The 17,791-nt window shown below is 61.5% G+C and carries 16 protein-coding genes; 9 read left to right on the top strand and 7 right to left on the bottom strand.

Annotated elements, in window-relative coordinates:
• The first annotated feature begins 49 nt into the window (after positions 1-49).
• The 7 genes from ydcS to J3P89_RS05220 all read left to right on the top strand — a co-directional run bounded on the left by ydcS (position 50) and on the right by J3P89_RS05220 (position 6,465).
• The gene (ydcS, locus tag J3P89_RS05250) at positions 50-1,201 is read left to right on the top strand and encodes a putative ABC transporter substrate-binding protein YdcS (protein ID WP_434628638.1); all 1,152 of its coding nucleotides are present in this window, start codon (positions 50-52) and stop codon (positions 1,199-1,201) included.
• 232 nt (positions 1,202-1,433) lie between these two features.
• On the top strand, positions 1,434-2,471 hold the full coding sequence (locus J3P89_RS05245) for an ABC transporter ATP-binding protein (protein WP_434696904.1): 1,038 nt from the start codon (positions 1,434-1,436) through the stop codon (positions 2,469-2,471).
• Position 2,472: 1 nt separating this feature from the next.
• Positions 2,473-3,420: an ABC transporter permease gene (locus J3P89_RS05240; protein WP_305499043.1), complete on the top strand. Its 948-nt coding sequence runs from the start codon at positions 2,473-2,475 to the stop codon at positions 3,418-3,420.
• Positions 3,410-4,222: an ABC transporter permease gene (locus tag J3P89_RS05235; protein WP_434696903.1), complete on the top strand. Its 813-nt coding sequence runs from the start codon at positions 3,410-3,412 to the stop codon at positions 4,220-4,222. The genes J3P89_RS05240 and J3P89_RS05235 overlap by 11 nt, the downstream gene beginning before the upstream one ends.
• A 147-nt stretch (positions 4,223-4,369) precedes the next feature.
• Positions 4,370-5,794, top strand: a complete 1,425-nt coding sequence (locus J3P89_RS05230) for a gamma-aminobutyraldehyde dehydrogenase (protein ID WP_434696902.1) — start codon at positions 4,370-4,372, stop codon at positions 5,792-5,794.
• A 145-nt stretch (positions 5,795-5,939) separates the two neighbouring features.
• Positions 5,940-6,203 carry a CopG family ribbon-helix-helix protein gene (locus tag J3P89_RS05225; RefSeq protein WP_434628628.1) on the top strand — a complete coding sequence of 88 codons (264 nt, stop codon included), beginning with the start codon at positions 5,940-5,942 and terminating at the stop codon, positions 6,201-6,203.
• Positions 6,166-6,465 (top strand): type II toxin-antitoxin system RelE/ParE family toxin, encoded by a 300-nt coding sequence (locus tag J3P89_RS05220; protein WP_434696900.1) that lies wholly within the window; start codon positions 6,166-6,168, stop codon positions 6,463-6,465. Before J3P89_RS05225 ends, J3P89_RS05220 begins: the two co-directional genes overlap by 38 nt.
• 34 nt (positions 6,466-6,499) lie before the next feature.
• Here the strand turns inward: J3P89_RS05220 and J3P89_RS05215 are convergent, their stop codons facing one another.
• Entirely contained in the window at positions 6,500-6,685 is a 186-nt protein-coding gene (locus J3P89_RS05215) for a hypothetical protein (protein WP_434696899.1), read from the bottom strand.
• 297 nt (positions 6,686-6,982) lie between these two features.
• On the opposite strand from J3P89_RS05215, the gene J3P89_RS05210 reads away from it, so the two are divergent.
• Positions 6,983-8,608: a glucan biosynthesis protein D gene (locus J3P89_RS05210; RefSeq protein ID WP_434628622.1), complete on the top strand. Its 1,626-nt coding sequence runs from the start codon at positions 6,983-6,985 to the stop codon at positions 8,606-8,608.
• A 198-nt stretch (positions 8,609-8,806) separates the two neighbouring features.
• On the opposite strand, the gene J3P89_RS05205 is transcribed toward J3P89_RS05210, so the two are convergent.
• The 3 genes from J3P89_RS05205 to J3P89_RS05195 form a co-directional block, all read right to left on the bottom strand.
• Positions 8,807-9,913, bottom strand: a complete 1,107-nt coding sequence (locus J3P89_RS05205) for an NADH:flavin oxidoreductase/NADH oxidase (RefSeq protein WP_305499036.1) — start codon at positions 9,911-9,913, stop codon at positions 8,807-8,809.
• A gap of 371 nt (positions 9,914-10,284) precedes the next feature.
• Positions 10,285-11,994: a single-stranded-DNA-specific exonuclease RecJ gene (gene recJ / locus J3P89_RS05200; protein WP_434696898.1), complete on the bottom strand. Its 1,710-nt coding sequence runs from the start codon at positions 11,992-11,994 to the stop codon at positions 10,285-10,287.
• A gap of 154 nt (positions 11,995-12,148) precedes the next feature.
• Complete coding sequence (locus tag J3P89_RS05195) at positions 12,149-12,691, bottom strand: YaeQ family protein (RefSeq protein ID WP_047227511.1); 543 nt, start codon at positions 12,689-12,691, stop codon at positions 12,149-12,151.
• A 147-nt stretch (positions 12,692-12,838) separates the two neighbouring features.
• Here J3P89_RS05195 and J3P89_RS05190 point away from each other — a divergent pair, with 147 nt between their 5' ends.
• Positions 12,839-14,038 (top strand): CaiB/BaiF CoA transferase family protein, encoded by a 1,200-nt coding sequence (locus tag J3P89_RS05190; RefSeq protein ID WP_434628615.1) that lies wholly within the window; start codon positions 12,839-12,841, stop codon positions 14,036-14,038.
• A gap of 323 nt (positions 14,039-14,361) precedes the next feature.
• Here J3P89_RS05190 and J3P89_RS05185 read toward each other — a convergent pair whose 3' ends face one another.
• The 3 genes from J3P89_RS05185 to thrC all read right to left on the bottom strand — a co-directional run bounded on the left by J3P89_RS05185 (position 14,362) and on the right by thrC (position 17,713).
• Positions 14,362-14,649: a DUF3509 domain-containing protein gene (locus J3P89_RS05185; protein WP_305499033.1), complete on the bottom strand. Its 288-nt coding sequence runs from the start codon at positions 14,647-14,649 to the stop codon at positions 14,362-14,364.
• 165 nt (positions 14,650-14,814) lie between these two features.
• The gene (locus tag J3P89_RS05180) at positions 14,815-16,185 is read right to left on the bottom strand and encodes a transporter substrate-binding domain-containing protein (RefSeq protein WP_434697949.1); all 1,371 of its coding nucleotides are present in this window, start codon (positions 16,183-16,185) and stop codon (positions 14,815-14,817) included.
• A 118-nt stretch (positions 16,186-16,303) separates the two neighbouring features.
• The gene (thrC, locus tag J3P89_RS05175) at positions 16,304-17,713 is read right to left on the bottom strand and encodes a threonine synthase (protein WP_305499032.1); all 1,410 of its coding nucleotides are present in this window, start codon (positions 17,711-17,713) and stop codon (positions 16,304-16,306) included.
• Between the last annotated feature and the right edge of the window lie 78 nt (positions 17,714-17,791).

The raw sequence follows: 17,791 nt of genomic DNA, 5'->3' as shown, positions 1-17,791 counted from the left end.
CCCCCGTTCGAAAACTGCCCCGACCATAATTAAAGCAAGAGGGATTTTCATGTACGCGCACAAGACCGCATTGCTCAGTGCAATCACCACGGCGCTGCTGGCCAGCGCCAGCCTCCAGGCCGCCGAACCGCTCAAGGCCATTGGCGCTGGCGAAGGCCAACTGGATATCGTCGCCTGGCCGGGCTACATCGAACGCGGCGAAAGCGACAAGGCCTACGACTGGGTCACTGGTTTCGAGAAAGAGACCGGCTGCAAGGTCAACGTCAAGACCGCCGCCACCTCCGACGAAATGGTCAGCCTGATGACCAAGGGCGGCTACGACCTGGTCACCGCCTCGGGTGATGCCTCGCTGCGGCTGATTGCCGGCAAGCGCGTACAGCCGATCAACACCGCGCTGATCGCCAACTGGAAAAACCTCGACCCGCGCCTCAAGGACGCGCCGTGGTACGTGGTCAGCCAACAGACCTACGGGACGCCGTACCAGTGGGGGCCGAACGTACTGATGTACAACACCGAGGTGTTCAAGCAGGCGCCGACCAGCTGGAGTGTGCTGTTCGAGGCGCAGAACCTGCCCGACGGCAAGCCGAACAAGGGCCGGGTGCAAGCCTACGATGGGCCGATCTACATCGCCGACGCGGCGCTCTACCTCAAGACCGCCAAGCCCGAGCTGGGCATCAAGGATCCGTACCAGCTCGACGAAGCCCAGTACAAGGCCGTGCTGGAATTGCTGCGCGCCCAGCAGCCGTTGATCCACCGCTACTGGCATGACACCACCGTGCAGATGAGCGATTTCAAGAACGAAGGCGTGGTGGCATCCGGCGCCTGGCCCTACCAGGTCAACGGCCTGATCAACGAAAAACAGCCGATCGCCTCGACCATCCCCAAGGAAGGCGCCACCGGCTGGGCTGACACGACGATGCTGCACGCCGAAGCCAAGCATCCCAACTGTGCCTACAAGTGGATGGACTGGTCGCTGCAGCCGAAAGTCCAGGGCGACGTAGCCGCCTGGTTTGGCTCGTTGCCGGCCGTGCCCGAGGCGTGCAAGGCAAGCGAACTGCTGGGCGCCGAGGGCTGCAAGACCAACGGGTTCGACCAGTTCGACAAGATCGCCTTCTGGAAGACTCCGCAAGCCGAGGGCGGCAAGTTCGTGCCGTACAGCCGCTGGACGCAGGATTACATTGCGATCATGGGTGGGCGCTAAGTCGCAGTCACCTGTCTGGACCGGGGGGACATGGTTAGCCCTGTGGCGAGGGAGCTTGCTCCCGCTGGCGCGCGCAGCACGCCCAAAACCGACCGACGCGGTATGACCTGCCCACCGCATCGGCTGGTTTTGGGGTGGCTGCGCCACCCAGCGGGAGCAAGCTCCCTCGCCACGGGACCGCGTTCCAACCGTTGAGATTTCATATCCGCCCCGCTTTCTGGAGCACCGCACCATGACGCTTGCCGTCCAGTTAACTCACGTTTCCCGTCAGTTCGGCGAAGTGAAGGCCGTTGACCGGGTCTCCATCGACATCCAGGACGGCGAGTTCTTTTCCATGCTCGGCCCGTCCGGCTCGGGCAAGACCACTTGCCTGCGGCTGATTGCCGGGTTCGAGCAGCCCAGCGCCGGTTCGATTCGCATCCATGGGGAGGAAGCCGTCGGGCTCGCGCCGTATCAGCGGGACGTCAACACGGTGTTCCAGGACTACGCCCTGTTCCCGCACATGAACGTACGCGACAACGTCGCCTACGGCCTGAAAGTCAAAGGCGTCGCCAAGGCCGAGCGCATCAGGCGCGCCGATGAAGCGCTGGAGATGGTTGCCCTGGGCGGCTATGGCGAACGCAAGCCGGTGCAACTGTCTGGCGGCCAGCGCCAGCGCGTTGCCCTGGCCCGCGCGCTGGTCAATCGCCCGCGTGTGTTGCTGCTGGATGAGCCCTTGGGCGCGCTCGACCTGAAGCTGCGCGAACAGATGCAAAGCGAGTTGAAAAAACTGCAACGCCAGCTGGGTATCACCTTCATCTTCGTTACCCACGACCAGACCGAGGCCCTGTCGATGTCCGACCGCGTGGCGGTGTTCAACAAGGGCCGGATCGAACAGGTCGATACCCCACGCAACCTGTACATGAAGCCGGCCACCACCTTCGTCGCCGAATTCGTCGGCACTTCCAACGTGATTCGCGGTGAGTTGGCCAGGCAACTGAGCGGTTATCCACAGCCGTTCTCGATCCGCCCGGAACATGTGCGCTTTGCCGAAGGTCCGCTGGCCGGCGATGAAATCGAAATCAGCGGTCTGCTTCATGACATCCAGTACCAGGGCAGCGCCACGCGCTACGAGTTGAAGCTGGGAAACGGCCAGACCTTGAGTCTCAGCCAGGCCAACAGCCAATGGAACGACAGCGGCGCCCAGCACCATACCGGCCAGCACCTCGCCGTGCGCTGGGCCCGCGAGGCGATGGTTGCCCTGCACGATACCGCCGGCAGCGAGGCCTGAGATGAGCACCCTGGCCATGACTGAAACCGAGACGCACGGTTCGCCGTTGCGACGCTTTTCGAACCTGTTGTACCGGCGTCCCAACCTGTACCTGTCGCTGTTGCTGGTGCCACCGCTGATCTGGTTCGGCGCGATCTACCTGGGCTCGCTGCTGACCTTGCTGTGGCAAGGCTTCTATACCTTCGACGACTTCACCATGGCGGTCACGCCGGACCTGACCCTGGCCAATTTCTCGGCGCTGTTCCAGCCGTCGAATTTCGACATCATTGCGCGCACGTTGACCATGGCGATCGCGGTGTCCATCGCCAGCGCCATTGTCGCCTTCCCGATCGCCTACTACATGGCGCGCTACACCAGCGGCAAGACCAAGGCGTTTTTCTACATAGCGGTGATGCTGCCGATGTGGGCCAGCTATATCGTCAAGGCTTACGCCTGGACACTGCTGCTGGCCAAGGGCGGCGTGGCGCAGTGGTTCATCCAGCACCTGGGGCTGGGGCCGGTGTTGCAGTTCGTGCTGGGCATTCCCGGCGTCGGTGGCAGCACGCTGTCTACTTCGCACCTGGGGCGCTTCCTGGTGTTCGTCTACATCTGGCTGCCGTTCATGATCCTGCCGATCCAGGCCTCCCTGGAGCGCTTGCCGCCATCGCTGCTGCAAGCTTCGGCGGACCTCGGCGCCAGGCCACGCCAGACCTTCATGCAGGTAATCCTGCCGCTGTCGATCCCGGGCATTGCCGCCGGCTCGATCTTCACCTTTTCCCTGACCCTGGGGGATTTCATCGTGCCCCAGCTGGTGGGCCCGCCGGGCTACTTCGTTGGCAGCATGGTCTACGCCCAGCAAGGCGCCATCGGCAACATGCCCATGGCCGCGGCGTTCACGCTGGTGCCCATCGTGCTGATTGCCATCTATCTGTCTGTCGTCAAGCGACTGGGGGCTTTCGATGCACTCTGACTCCAAGGCTTCGTGGGGCTTGCGGATAGCGGCATGGGGCGGGCTGGTGTTCCTGCATTTCCCGATCCTGATCATTTTCCTCTATGCCTTCAACACCGAAGACGCTGCGTTCAGCTTCCCGCCCAAGGGCCTGACCCTGAAGTGGTTCAGCGTCGCCTTCTCGCGCCCGGACGTGCTGGAGGCGATCAAGTTGTCATTGCAGATCGCAGCCGTCGCCACCCTGATCGCCATGGTGCTCGGCACACTCGCGTCGGCGGCACTGTACCGCCGTGATTTTTTCGGCAAGCAGGGTATCTCGCTGATGCTGATCCTGCCGATTGCGCTGCCAGGGATCATCACCGGCATCGCGCTGTTGGCGACCTTCAAGACCCTGGGCATCGAACCCGGCATGTTCACCATCATCGTCGGTCATGCGACCTTCTGCGTGGTGATCGTCTACAACAACGTCATCGCCCGTCTGCGCCGCACCTCCCACAGCCTGATCGAAGCGTCGATGGACCTGGGCGCCGACGGCTGGCAGACCTTTCGCTACATCATCCTGCCTAATCTGGGGTCGGCCCTGCTGGCCGGCGGGATGCTGGCGTTTGCCTTGTCGTTCGATGAAATCATCGTCACCACGTTCACCGCCGGTCATGAGCGCACGCTGCCGCTCTGGCTGCTCAACCAGCTCAGCCGCCCTCGCGATGTGCCAGTGACCAATGTGGTGGCGATGCTGGTGATGTTGGTGACGATGCTGCCGATACTCGGCGCGTATTACCTGACGCGCGGCGGGGAGAGCGTGGCGGGGAGTGATGGGAAGTAAAAGGGCTTTTTGTGGGAGCGAGCTTGCTCGCGATGACTGACAAATACTCAACACAGATGTCGACTGTAAGACCGCTATCGCGAGCAAGCTCGCTCCCACAGGGACCGGTTCCAGCAGACACAGAACTGCTTCGATGAGGACAACACTATGCAAACCAAACTGTTGATCAACGGCCATCTGGTGAACGGCGACGGCCCTGGCCAGGCCGTTTTTAATCCGGCGCTGGGCCGGGTCCTGGTGGAAATAAATGAAGCCAGCGAGGCCCAGGTCGATGCCGCCGTGCGCGCCGCCGACGGCGCTTTCGATGCCTGGTCGCAAGTGCCGCCCAAGGACCGCTCCCTGCTGCTGCTCAAGCTGGCCGATGCCATCGAGGCCAATGGTGAAGAACTGGCCAGGCTCGAATCGGACAACTGCGGCAAGCCATTGAGCGCCGCGCTGAACGATGAAATCCCGGCGATCGCCGACGTGTTCCGTTTCTTCGCCGGCGCCAGCCGTTGCATGAACGGCTCGGCGGGCGGCGAGTACCTGCCGGGGCACACCTCGATGATCCGTCGCGACCCGGTGGGCGTGATCGCTTCCATCGCCCCGTGGAACTACCCGTTGATGATGGTCGCCTGGAAAATCGCCCCGGCCCTGGCCGCCGGTAATACGGTGGTGCTCAAGCCGTCGGAACAGACGCCACTGACCGCGTTGCGCCTGGCGGAACTGGCGTCGGAAATTTTCCCGGCAGGTGTGCTCAACGTCGTTTTCGGACGCGGGCAAACCGTCGGCCAACCGCTCGTCACGCACCCGAAAGTCCGCATGGTTTCCCTGACCGGGTCCATCGCCACCGGCTCGAACATCATTTCCAGCACCGCCGAGAGCGTCAAGCGCACGCACATGGAGCTGGGCGGCAAGGCCCCGGTGATCATCTTCGATGACGCCGACATTGATGCTGCGGTGGAAGGCATCCGCACCTTCGGCTTCTACAACGCCGGCCAGGACTGCACGGCCGCCTGCCGCATCTATGCCCAGCAAGGCATCTACGACAAATTTGTCGAAAAACTCGGCGCCGCCGTCGCCAGCATCAAGTACGGCCTGCAGAGCGAACCCGATACCGAGATGGGACCGTTGATCACCGCTCAGCACCGTGACCGCGTGGCCGGCTTCGTCGAGCGGGCCATCGCCCAGCCCCACATCCGCCTGGTCACCGGTGGCAAGGCCGTGGACGGCAACGGCTTCTTCTTCGAACCGACGGTGCTGGCCGACGTCCAGCAGGACGACGAAATTGTCCGCCGCGAAGTGTTCGGTCCGGTGGTGTCCGTCACGCCATTCCTTGAGGAAGCACAAGTGCTGGCCTGGGCCAACGATTCGGACTACGGCCTGGCCTCATCGGTGTGGACCGCCGACATCGGCCGTGCCCATCGCTTGTCGGCACGCCTGCAATACGGCTGCACCTGGGTGAATACGCACTTCATGCTCGTCAGCGAAATGCCCCATGGCGGTCAGAAACGTTCTGGCTATGGCAAAGACATGTCGATGTATGGGCTGGAGGATTACACGGTGGTGCGGCATGTGATGTTCAAGCATTGACACGAGACAATGTTGGCAACACATGCCAACGCCTGCCATGAGTTCGTCCTGCTAAGGTTTTCGTCGATCGGTGCACGCTCGCCGGTTGACGGAAAACCTGGTACCGCCTAGGGTGTCTACAACGTATACACTTTGGAGATCCCCCATGGCCTCGCCCGTTTTGTCCTTCCGCGTGGAAGAAGGTTTGGCCCAGCAGCTGGACTTGCTGGCTGCCGCCACCGACCGCGACCGTCAATATCACCTGAAGCGTGCATTGGTTCGATACGTAGAGGCCGAGTCCTGGCACCTGCAAGCGATCAGCGAAGGCATAGCGGATGCCGACGCCGGGAATCTGACCGATCTGGATGCCGTGAAGGCTAAGTGGGCAAAGCGTGCCGAGCATCGTACTGACCAACAAAGCACAAAGTGACCTCGACTCTATCCACGAACATTACCAAAGCGCACTCGGCGCAGAAGGCGCTGACGATGTCATCGCCACGATTCTGGAATCGCTGCGCCAACTGCAACGTTTTCCCGGCTCGGGGCGTCCTTCAGTGGTCCCCGATATTCGGGAGCTGGTGCTGACGCGCTACCCGTTCGTTGCCCCCTATCGGCTCAAGGACGGACAATTACAGGTCTTGCGGATACTGCATCAACGCAGCGAACGTCCTCAGGACTGGTCAGTACAATAAGGGCGCCGGGCTGCTAGCCCCGTTGCAACGACCTTCAAAACCGCGAAACACGGCCCATCGCATCCATCAGATAACGCATGGCGATCCGGTCGCTTTCCGACAACTCTCGATAACGTTCGACCAGCCTCGCTTCCTCCAGGCTGAGCGGGCGTTTGCTCCGTATTCTGGTCAGGCCAGGAAAGATCCCCAGTATCTCGGTAATGCTCTGTATTTTGGTCATGGGTTGTCCTTCGTTACGTCGATTCAAAGCGTAGAAAGACAGTCTTAAAGTAATTGATCAAAAAATTCCCGAATCCTCACAAAAACAGAAATAACTGTAAGAATTTTTAACCAAGCCACGCTTTCCCATCTCTCCAAGCGGGCATTTCCCCTATGATTTTGCGTTTCGGTGAACCGATCCAGCTCTCAGGCATCTGTTCTAACGTTCGTCGCGTTTGGCCAAAGGCATGTCCGAACTCCTTTACCAGTCTCTGTAGCCAGGATCGGCTCGGGATTGTCTTCAGATAAGGTTGTATTTATGCACCGCAGGAATCTGCTCAAGGCCTCCATGGCCTTCGCCGCCTACACCGGACTGTCGGCCTCCGGGCTCATGGCCGCGCGTGCCTGGGCTGCCGATCAGACCGCCGACGGCGAAGCCCGTCCCTTCGATTTCAACCAATTGAAAGACCAGGCCCTGCGACTGGCCGCAAGCCGCTACGTCGACACCAAGCAAGTCCTGCCGCCGACGCTGGCGCAGATGTCCCCCTTGCAGTTCAATGCCATCCAGTACGACGCCAATCATTCGCTGTGGAATGAACTGGACGGCAAGCTGGACGTGCAGTTCTTCCATGTCGGCATGGGCTTCAAGCAGCCGGTGCGCATGTACAGTGTCGACCCGAAGACCCGCATGGCGCGTGAAGTGCACTTTCGCCCGGAACTGTTCAACTACGAGAAGACCACCGTCAATACCTCGCAGCTCACCGGCGACCTCGGGTTCGCAGGGTTCCGGGTGTTCAAGGCACCGGAGCTGGACCGGCACGACATCGTTTCGTTTCTCGGCGCCAGCTACTTCCGCGCGGTGGACGCCACCGGCCAGTACGGCTTGTCTGCCCGCGGCCTGGCCATCGACACGTATGCGAAAAAACGCGAGGAATTCCCGGACTTCACCAAGTTCTGGTTCGAAACGCCGGACAAGAACAGCACCCGCTTCGTGGTCTATGCCCTGCTCGACTCACCGAGCGCCACCGGTGCCTACCGCTTTGACATCGACTGCCAGCCTACCCGGGTGGTGATGGAAGTCGACGCGCACGTCAACGCCCGTACCGCCATCGAGCAGCTGGGCATCGCGCCGATGACCAGCATGTTCAGTTGCGGCACCGTCGAGCGACGCATGTGCGACACCATACACCCGCAGATCCACGACTCCGACCGCCTGGCCATGTGGCGCGGCAACGGCGAGTGGGTCTGCCGCCCGCTGAACAACCCCGCCACCCTGCAGTTCAATGCTTTCGCCGACAACAACCCGAAAGGTTTCGGCCTGGTGCAGACCGACCACGACTTCGAGAGTTACCAGGACACCGTGGACTGGTACAGCAAACGGCCAAGCCTGTGGGTCGAACCTACGACCGCTTGGGGCGAAGGCTCGGTCGACCTGCTGGAAATTCCTACCACCGGCGAGACCCTGGATAACATCGTTGCGTTCTGGACGCCGAAAAAACCGGTCGCTGCCGGCGATTCGTTGAACTATGGCTACAAACTCTACTGGAGCGCCCTGCCGCCGGTCAGCACGGACCTGGCCCGCGTCGACGCCACCCGTTCCGGCATGGGCGGCTTCATCGAAGGCTGGGCTCCCGGCGAACACTACCCCACCGTCTGGGCACGGCGCTTCGCGGTGGACTTCACCGGTGGCGGTCTCGATCAGTTGCCAGCGGGCACCGGCATCGAGCCGGTGGTGACCTGCTCCCACGGCGAGGTCAAGGATTTCAACGTGCTGGTGCTGGACGCGATCAAGGGTTATCGCATCACCTTCGACTGGTACCCGACCGACGACCGCGTGGACCCGGTGGAGATGCGCCTGTTCATTCGCTCCAAGGACCGGACGCTGAGCGAGACCTGGTTGTACCAGTACTTCCCGCCGGCGCCGGATAAGCGTAAGTACCCCTGAGCCCTGCTGCGTCAGGAATGACGCCTTCGCGAGCAGGCTCGCTCCCACAGTGGACAGCCCTCTGTGATCCTTTTGTGGGAGCGAGCCTGCTCCGGGCGGCGATCCGACGATGAGGCCGGTACAAGCACCAAATTTTTTCAATCAGACAAACAAAAAGCCCCGGTCAATGAGACCGGGGGTTTTTGTTTCAGCGGCCGCTCAGTCGCGCAAATCCGACTCATGGATCGGCTGGTCCCGATGCGTCGCCCGCTGGTACTGCGCCGGCCAGGTGGCCTTGCGTCCGCCCAGGTCATCGTCGGCATGCAGCGCCCAGTACGGATCGCGCAACAGCTCGCGAGCGAGGAAGATGATATCGGCCTGGCAGGTGCGCAGGATGTGTTCGGCCTGGGCCGGCTCGGTGATCATCCCGACCGTGCCAGTGGCGATTTCCGACTCCTTGCGCACCCGCTCGGCGAAGCGCGTCTGGTAGCCCGGGCCGGTGGGAATCTCGGCGTTGGCGGCGGTGCCGCCCGACGACACATCAATCAAGTCCACCCCCAGCGCCCGGAATCGCCGCGCCAGTTCCACCGTTTCATCGGGGTTCCAGCCGTCTTCGACCCAGTCGGTGGCGGATACCCGAACAAAAACCGGCAACTCCTCAGGCCATACGGCCCGGACCGCTTCGGTCACTTGCAGTACCAGGCGGATACGATTTTCAAACGACCCACCGTATTGATCCCGCCGCTGATTGCTCAACGGCGACAGGAACTGGTGCAGCAGATAGCCATGGGCTGCATGGACCTCGACGACCTTGAAACCAGCCGTCAGGGCGCGTTTGGCCGCGTCGACGAATGCCTGGATGACATCGGCGATTTGTCCTTCATCGAGCTGCTTCGGTTGGGTGTGCTGGGGGTCGAAGGCAATCGGCGAAGGGCCGACCGGAACCCAGCCGCCCTCTTCCGGTTTGACGCTGCCATGCTTGCCCAGCCAGGGCCGCCAGGTGCTTGCCTTGCGCCCGGCGTGGGCCAGCTGGATGCCGGGCACGGCGCCTTGGGCGGTTATGAAGCGGGTGATGCGTTGCAAAGGCTCGATCTGTTCATCGTTCCACAACCCGAGGTCCTCGGCGGTAATCCGGCCATCGGCCGTGACGGCGGTGGCTTCGGTGAACACCAGGCCGGCACCGCCCACGGCACGACTGCCGAGGTGCACCAGATGCCAGTCGTTGGCCAGGCCATCGGCGCTCGAATACTGGCACATCGGCGAAACCGCGATGCGATTGGGCAGGGTCAGTTGACGAAGGGTATAAGGTTCCAGCAGCAGACTCATGGGGCACCTCTCGAATCAGTGGGCAGGCTCCAGGGTTCTGTTTGAAAAGTCGACGAGTGACAAACGGTGCAACACCCGCCCCCGCGGGCAAAACAATCGACAAGACGTCACAAGGCCTATCAAGCAGTGCTTAGAGACTAGTCGACAACCGGGGAGGAGGAAGGGTTCAGAGTCAAAAACCGCCCTTTCGAAGCCAAGCTTTGTCTTCAAGGCTTGTGTGAACTCCCGTGGCGAGGGAGCTTGCTCCCTCTCGGCTGCGCAGCAGTCGTAAAACCGATCATTGCGGTTTACCTGAAAGAATTGCTTCACGCCAACAGGGGCCGCTTCGCAGCCCAGCGGGAGCAAGCTCCCTCGCCACGGGGGCGGTAAGGCTACCGCGGTTCGATATGAGCAATCATCAACTGCACCGTTTCCTGGCCACGGAACTCGTTGAGGTCAAGCTTATAGGCCAGCTCTACCCAGCGCACGGTGGGGTTGGGCCAGATTTCCCGATCAATGCCGAAGGCTATGCCATCGAGTTTCACCGAACCGCACTCAGTCTTGAGAATGACCTTCAGGTGCCGTTCACCCACCACTCGCTGCTCGACCAGCTGGAACACGCCGTGGAACACCGGCTCCGGAAAATGCTGTCCCCACGGCCCGGCATGGCGCAGTGCCCGGGCCAGTTCCAGGTGGAACTCTTCCACCGCCAGAGAGCCATCCGACAACAGCCGCCCCGTCAGGTCTTCTTCACGTAGTTGCCGGCGCACCTCCGCGTCAAAAGCCTCGGCAAACAAGGCAAAGTTCGCCTCCGGCAACGTCAGCCCCGCCGCCATGGCGTGACCGCCGTATTTGCTGATCAGGGTCGGATGCTGCGCCGCGACAACGCTCAACGCATCGCGGATATGAAATCCCGGCACCGAGCGGCCCGACCCTTTGAGCAGGCCGTCCCCGGCATCGGCGAAAGCAATGGTCGGACGGAAATAGCGCTCTTTCATGCGTGACGCCAGGATCCCGATGACGCCTTGGTGCCATTGCGGATCGAACAGGCACAAGCCGAACGGCATCGACTCCACCGGCAGATCCTTGAGCTGGGCCATGGCTTCACGTTGCATGCCCTGTTCGATGGATTTGCGGTCCTGGTTCATGCCATCCAGCTGCGCCGCCATGTCCCGTGCCAGAGCCGGGTCGTCGGTAAGCAGGCACTCGATGCCCAGGCTCATGTCGTCCAGCCGCCCCGCCGCATTCAGGCGCGGCCCGAGGATGAAACCGAGGTCGGTGGACGTGATGCGCGAGTGATCGCGCTTGGCTACTTCGAGGATGGCCTTGATGCCGGGCCGGGCGCGTCCGGCGCGAATACGCTCCAGGCCCTGGTGCACCAGGATCCGGTTGTTGGCATCCAGCGGCACCACGTCGGCGACGCTGCCCAGCGCCACCAGGTCGAGCAGTTCGCCGATGTTCGGCTGCGGCTTGCTGGCATACCAACCGAGGCTGCGCAGACGGGCCCGCAGGGCCATCAGCACATAAAAGATCACCCCGACGCCCGCCAGTGCCTTGCTCGGGAACTCACAACCGGGCTGGTTCGGGTTGACGATGGCATCGGCCGCCGGCAATTCGAGCCCCGGCAAGTGGTGGTCGGTGACCAGCACCTTGAGGCCGGCCGCTTTCGCCGCTGCCACGCCTTCCACGCTGGAGATGCCGTTGTCCACGGTGACCAACAATTGCGGCGCGCGTGTCAGGGCGACTTCGACGATTTCCGGAGTGAGGCCATAGCCATATTCAAAGCGATTGGGCACCAGGTAGTCGACATGGGCCGCACCGAGCAGGCGCAGACCAAGCATGCCCACGGTACTGGCGGTCGCGCCATCGGCATCAAAATCGCCGACGATGAGGATGCGCTGACGCTGCTCCAGCGCCGCCACCAGCAGGTCCACCGCGGCATCGATCCCCTTGAGTTGCTGATAAGGAATCAGGCGCGCCAGGCTCTTGTCCAGCTCCGCTTCGGACTGCACGCCACGTGCTGCGTAAAGACGGGTCAACAACGGCGGCAGGTCACCGAGAAACGGCAGGGTGGCGGGTAACTGGCGGGGTTCTATGCGCATGGGGTAACGATCATTTCTCTATTTTTGTAGATCCTGTGGCGAGGGAGCTTGCTCCCGCTGGGCTGCGTAGCGGCCCTTTTTTGTGGGCGCTGCGCACCCAAGCGGGAGCAAGCTCCCTCGCCACAAAGCGTTCACTTGATACAGGGTCAACGGCTCAACCACGCTCGCCCAGCAACCATTGCAACTGAACCTCATGCTGGCCACGGTCGTCGGTCACGAAAATCGTCCCTTCGCTGATCATCACGTCCCACTTGATCACCCGTGGCATGTCCTTGGCCAGGGTTTCGAGCACTTCCTGGGGGACGGCGGCGATGTTCACGTTCTTCAGGTTCTTCACCGCGGGGATCACCTTGCCTTCCCACACCCGCAGGCTGCCGTAGGCCAGCAGGCTGGTGCGCTCGGTGCGGCGCGAGCACCAGGTCAGGCGATCGGCATCCGGCTGGCCGACTTCGATCCAGTGCAGCACACGGTCATCCAGACTTTTTTCCCACAGCGCGGGTTCGTCGACATCCGACAGCCCACGACCAAACGCCAGCAGCTCGTTGTACCAGAACGCGTAGGCCAAGAGGCGCACGGTCATGCGCTCTTCGGTTTCCGAAGGATGGCGGGCAATGGTCTGCTTCACATTCTCGTACACGCTGCGGTCGAGGTCAGTGAGGTTCAGTTCAAACTTGTAGGTCGTGGACGGCTGGGCCATGAACGGGCTTCTTGATACGAGGAAAGGCGGCAAGTCTAACCGATGCGACGGCTAATCCACGAATTGCCGACCATCAACCTGCGGCGACGATGGTCGGCCTATGATAAAACGCTCTATTCGTTCTGCCTTTGTCCTACAGGATCCGTCATGTCGCTTACTGCCAAACCTCTTGCCGGCGTCAAGGTCATCGAACTCGGCACGCTGATCGCCGGCCCTTTTGCCTCGCGTATCTGCGGTGAATTCGGTGCGGAGGTCATCAAGGTCGAATCTCCGGACGGCGGCGATCCGCTGCGCAAGTGGCGCAAATTGTATGAAGGTACGTCCTTGTGGTGGTTCGTCCAGGCACGCAACAAAAAGTCCGTGACGCTGAACCTCAAGCACCCCGAAGGCCTGGCGATCCTGAAAAAACTGCTTGGCGAAGCCGACATCCTGATCGAGAACTTTCGCCCCGGTGTGCTGGAAAAGCTCGGCCTGGGCTGGGACGTGTTGCACGCACTGAATCCGAAGCTGGTCATGGTCCGGCTATCAGGCTTCGGCCAGACTGGGCCGATGAAGGATCAGCCCGGGTTCGGCGCCGTCGGTGAGTCGATGGGAGGCCTGCGCTACATCACCGGCTTCGAGGATCGCCCACCGGTGCGCACCGGCATCTCCATCGGCGACTCGATCGCCGCGCTCTGGGGGGTGATCGGCGCGCTGATGGCCTTGCGTCATCGGGAGGTCAACGGCGGGACCGGCCAGGTGGTGGACGTGGCGCTATACGAAGCGATTTTCGCCATGATGGAAAGCATGGTGCCGGAGTTCGACGTGTTCGGTTTCATCCGCGAACGCACCGGCAACATCATGCCCGGCATCACGCCGTCGTCCATCCACACCAGCGCCGACGGCAAGCATGTACAGATCGGCGCCAACGGTGACGCCATCTTCAAGCGTTTCATGCAGGTCATTGGCCGGGACGACCTGGCGAACGACCCCCAGCTGGCCAGCAATGATGGCCGTGACGAACGCCGCGACGAGTTGTATGGGGTCATTGATCGCTGGGTCAACTCGCTGCCGTTGGATGCCGTCATCGACCAGTTGAACCAGGCCGGCGTGCCGGCGAGCCGGATCTTCAGTGCCGAGGACATGTTCAGCGACCCGCAATTTCTCGCCCGCGAGATGTTCCTGCAAGCCAGGCTGCCGGATGGCAAGGCGTTCAAGATGCCTGGGATCGTACCGAAGCTTTCCGACACACCGGGAACAGCCGAATGGGTCGGGCCAGCATTGGGCGAGCACACGGCAGAGGTGCTCGGTGAGCTTGGCTACGATGCGCAGCAGGTCGCCAGGCTGCGCACCGACGGCGCCGTCTAAGGCAAATGCTTCGGATAGCTGAAGATCCACGGTGGGAGCGAGCCTGCTCGCGAAGGCATCGGACGAGTCAACATGCTATTGACTGACAAACCGCTTTCGCGAGCAGGCTCGCTCCCACAAGGGTTCTGTTTTGCCTGATGCAGAGCACCGTGGCCATAAACACCAGGCAAAAAGAAACCCCGAGAAGTGGGGAGACAACTCGGGGTTAAACGTGACCCTTAAAGGTCCGTACAACAAGCTACAAGCACCGGAGCACAATGCTTGCTCTTGTTGGTAAAAAGTCTGACTCGCTAGAACGTAGGAAGGTTCCCGCGGGATGTCACTCAATTGGCAGCAAGCATGACCTTGTCGCGCGCCACGTTACGTAACGCCGCGATGACACACGGCTCCAGCCGCCCCTCGGCAATCAGCACATCGCGATGCAGGCCGTCGACCACGTCGGTCAGTTGGCGCTTGTCGGTCAGCTGGGCCTGGTTGAACAGCCGTTCGACCATGATGGCCCCCGAGGAATTCTTCAGCGTTACCAGGCATTCGCCTTTGGTACCGGAGGGCGTGAGCGTGACCTGATACGGGCTCAAGGCTTCATTGAGCAACAGGCTGATACTTTCCATTCGATCACCCTTCAATAGTCAAAAAAAAATCAACTGCACATTAAGTGACCCCGCGGCCCGGCGGAAAGTTCGCCAGCGCAACGAACCGGCACAACGGCGACCTGTTCAACCGAGCATGCGCGTTCAATATGACAGCTGGATATCAGCCTCAGCGGATGCAATCGATCAAGCCGGCAGCCGCTTGGAACGATCCCTCCGGCGTCCAACCTCGATCCAACCGCCCAGGACACCGCGCAACCGGCCATCGGCGGCATAAAAGGGCACCGACCAGTGATAGATGTCCTGCAATCCACTGCGCAACATCAGCTGGCGTTCGACAAACCGAGGCTGACGGGTTCGCAGCTGCTCCATCAGCTCCTCGTGCAACAGTTCGGCGGTCGCCGCCGGCATTGCCGCAGACTCCGTCAGACACGTGCCTCGCAGCTTCTCGAAGCGAGTCGCGAACCGCTCCTCATAACTTTTGTTGCACATGATCAGCCGCCCTTCGAGATCTCGAATGAAGATCGGATCGGGAATGGCATCCATCAAGGCGCGCTGGAACGCCAATTGGTCGTTGAGTACGGTCTCGGCCTTGAGGCGCTGTCCGATCTGGCCCTGCAAGCGGCGGTTCCACAGCAGCGACAACAGGCCGAACACCCCTGCCGCGATTACACACCAATAGCCCTGCAGGGGGATGCGTGACCAGAACGACGGCTCCTGATCAAGTGTTTTCTCGGCGAACCACTTGAAACGTAGCGCGCGCATATCTTCGGCGGGAAACGCTTCCAGCGCCTTGTTGAGGATCTCCAGCAATGTTTGGGAATCCTGCCGTACAGCGAGATAGTCCGGTTCCCACATGCCTTCGAGACTGCCCCCCACCTGCAGTTGCCCTGAAGGATAGAGGTGCACGGCGGTTTCGCTTTCGATGGTGGCATGGGCTTCGCGATTTTCCACTAACGCCCTTGCCTCGGCAGGGGTCATCACCGTGCGCAGCGCTATGGTCGGATGCTCGCGGCGGATTTCCGCTTCCAGGGCATGCCGTGCCGGCAACGCCAGCACCTTGCCCGCCAACTGATCCAGCGAACGAAGCGCGGGCTCCCCCTCACGGCCAACGAATACCCAGTCGAAACCGCCGAACGCATGGCTGAAATTCAGCACAGCCCGGCGCTCGTCATTCATCGCCAGGACACTAGACATGTCGGCTTCGCCGTTTTCCAGCATCTCTATCAATTGATCGGCAGAGAACGACTCCCGATGGATGAATTCAAGTCCGGTCATTTGCTCAATGGCATGGAGCATGTCAGCGTTCAGGCCGCTCCATTCCCCCTGTGCATTCTTGAACAGGTACAGCGGGATTTGCATCGACGCCACAACGACACGCGGGTTCTGCCTGATCCAGTCCAGCTGCCGGGCGTCGAGCACCAGTCTCTCGCCGGCTTCGAGCGGTGACTGTCCGGGAGTCGTCGACGGGTCAGCGCCGCCCCATTGGGTCCAGTACATCAGGGCCAGGCCCATCATCCAGCTCAACGCCGGCTTGCATCGGTTAACGAATAGCATCTGCATTCCTTCGAGATAACTCACCCGTCCTTCCTTGGGCGAAACCCGGCCAGTTTGGCATGCAGAAACAAAGAAGCCCGTCAGGAGACGGGCTTCAAGATGTGACAGCTTCCAGCGATCAGAGCGGTTTGCCGCGGTTGCCATGCTGGCTGACAAAGGCCTGCACGGCCTTCAGATCATTAGGCAATACGGTGCAACGCTCATCTCGCTCAAACAAATCAGAAAGATGTGCAGGCAGCTCAAGCGCTTTTCCTACGCCAGCTTTCTCCACGGCCTCTGGAAACTTCACCGGGTGAGCGGTGCCCAGGATGACCATCGGGATATCCAGGCTGCGGCGGCATTCGCGCGCCGCTCGCACCCCGATGGCGGTGTGCGGATCGAGCAACTCACCGCTCTGCTCGAACACTTCGGCGATGGTTTCGCAGGTCTGCGCGTCATCCACCGCCAGGGAGTCGAACAGCTTGCGGGCTTCGGTCCAGCGCTCGGCCTCGACGCTGAAACCACCGCCCTGGCGGAAGCTGTCCATCAGGCCCGCGATCGCCGCGCCATTGCGCCCGTGCAGGTCAAACAGCAAACGCTCGAAGTTCGACGACACCATGATGTCCATCGACGGCGACAACGTGGCGTGCAGGGTTTCCTTGACGTACTGGTTACCGCTCATGAAGCGGTGCAGGATGTCGTTGCGGTTGGTGGCGACGATCAACTGGTTGATCGGCAGCCCCATGTTGCGTGCCAGGTAACCGGCGAAGATATCGCCGAAATTGCCGGTGGGTACCGAGAACGCCACCGAGCGGGCCGGGCCGCCCAACTGCAGGGCCGCGTGGAAGTAATAGACGATCTGGGCCATGATCCGCGCCCAGTTGATCGAGTTCACCGCCACCAGCCGGGTGCCCTTGAGGAAGCTCTGGTCGGCGAAGCTGGCCTTGACCATTTCCTGGCAGTCATCGAAGTTGCCTTCGATGGCGATGTTATGGATGTTGTCGCCGAAAATCGTCGTCATCTGCCGACGCTGCACTTCCGAGACGCGGTTGTGCGGGTGCAGGATGAAAATATCGACGTTCTCGCAATGCTTGCAACCTTCGATGGCGGCCGAGCCGGTGTCGCCGGAGGTGGCACCCACAATCACCACGCGCTCGCCACGCTTTTGCAGCACATAGTCCAGCAGGCGGCCGAGCAATTGCAGGGCGAAATCCTTGAAGGCCAGGGTCGGGCCGTGGAACAGCTCCATCACCCATTCGTTACCGTTGAGCTGACGCAACGGCGCGATAGCGTTGTGGGAAAAGACGCCGTATGTCTCTTCCAGGATCTTCTTGAAATCAGCGTCCGGAATGCTCCCGGTGACGAACGGGCGCATCACTCGGAAGGCCAGCTCGTGATACGGCAGGCCGGCCCAGGAAGCGATTTCTTCCTGGGTGAAGCGCGGCAGGTTCTCCGGCACATAGAGGCCGCCGTCCGTGGCCAGGCCGGCCAGCAGGACATCTTCGAAATTCAGGGCCGGTGCCTGGCCGCGGGTACTGATATAGCGCATAGGGGCAAACCTTCGGTTTGAGCTGCGAGCTGTAAGCTACAAGCTGCAAGTAAAAGCGGATCTGCTTTTACTTGGAGC

The sequence above is a fragment of the Pseudomonas sp. Z1-14 genome, assembly GCF_051132005.1.
Taxonomy (GTDB): Bacteria; Pseudomonadota; Gammaproteobacteria; order Pseudomonadales; family Pseudomonadaceae; genus Aquipseudomonas.
Note: the sequence above shows the minus strand (reverse complement) of the source record. Positions and strands in the feature narration are given on the sequence as shown.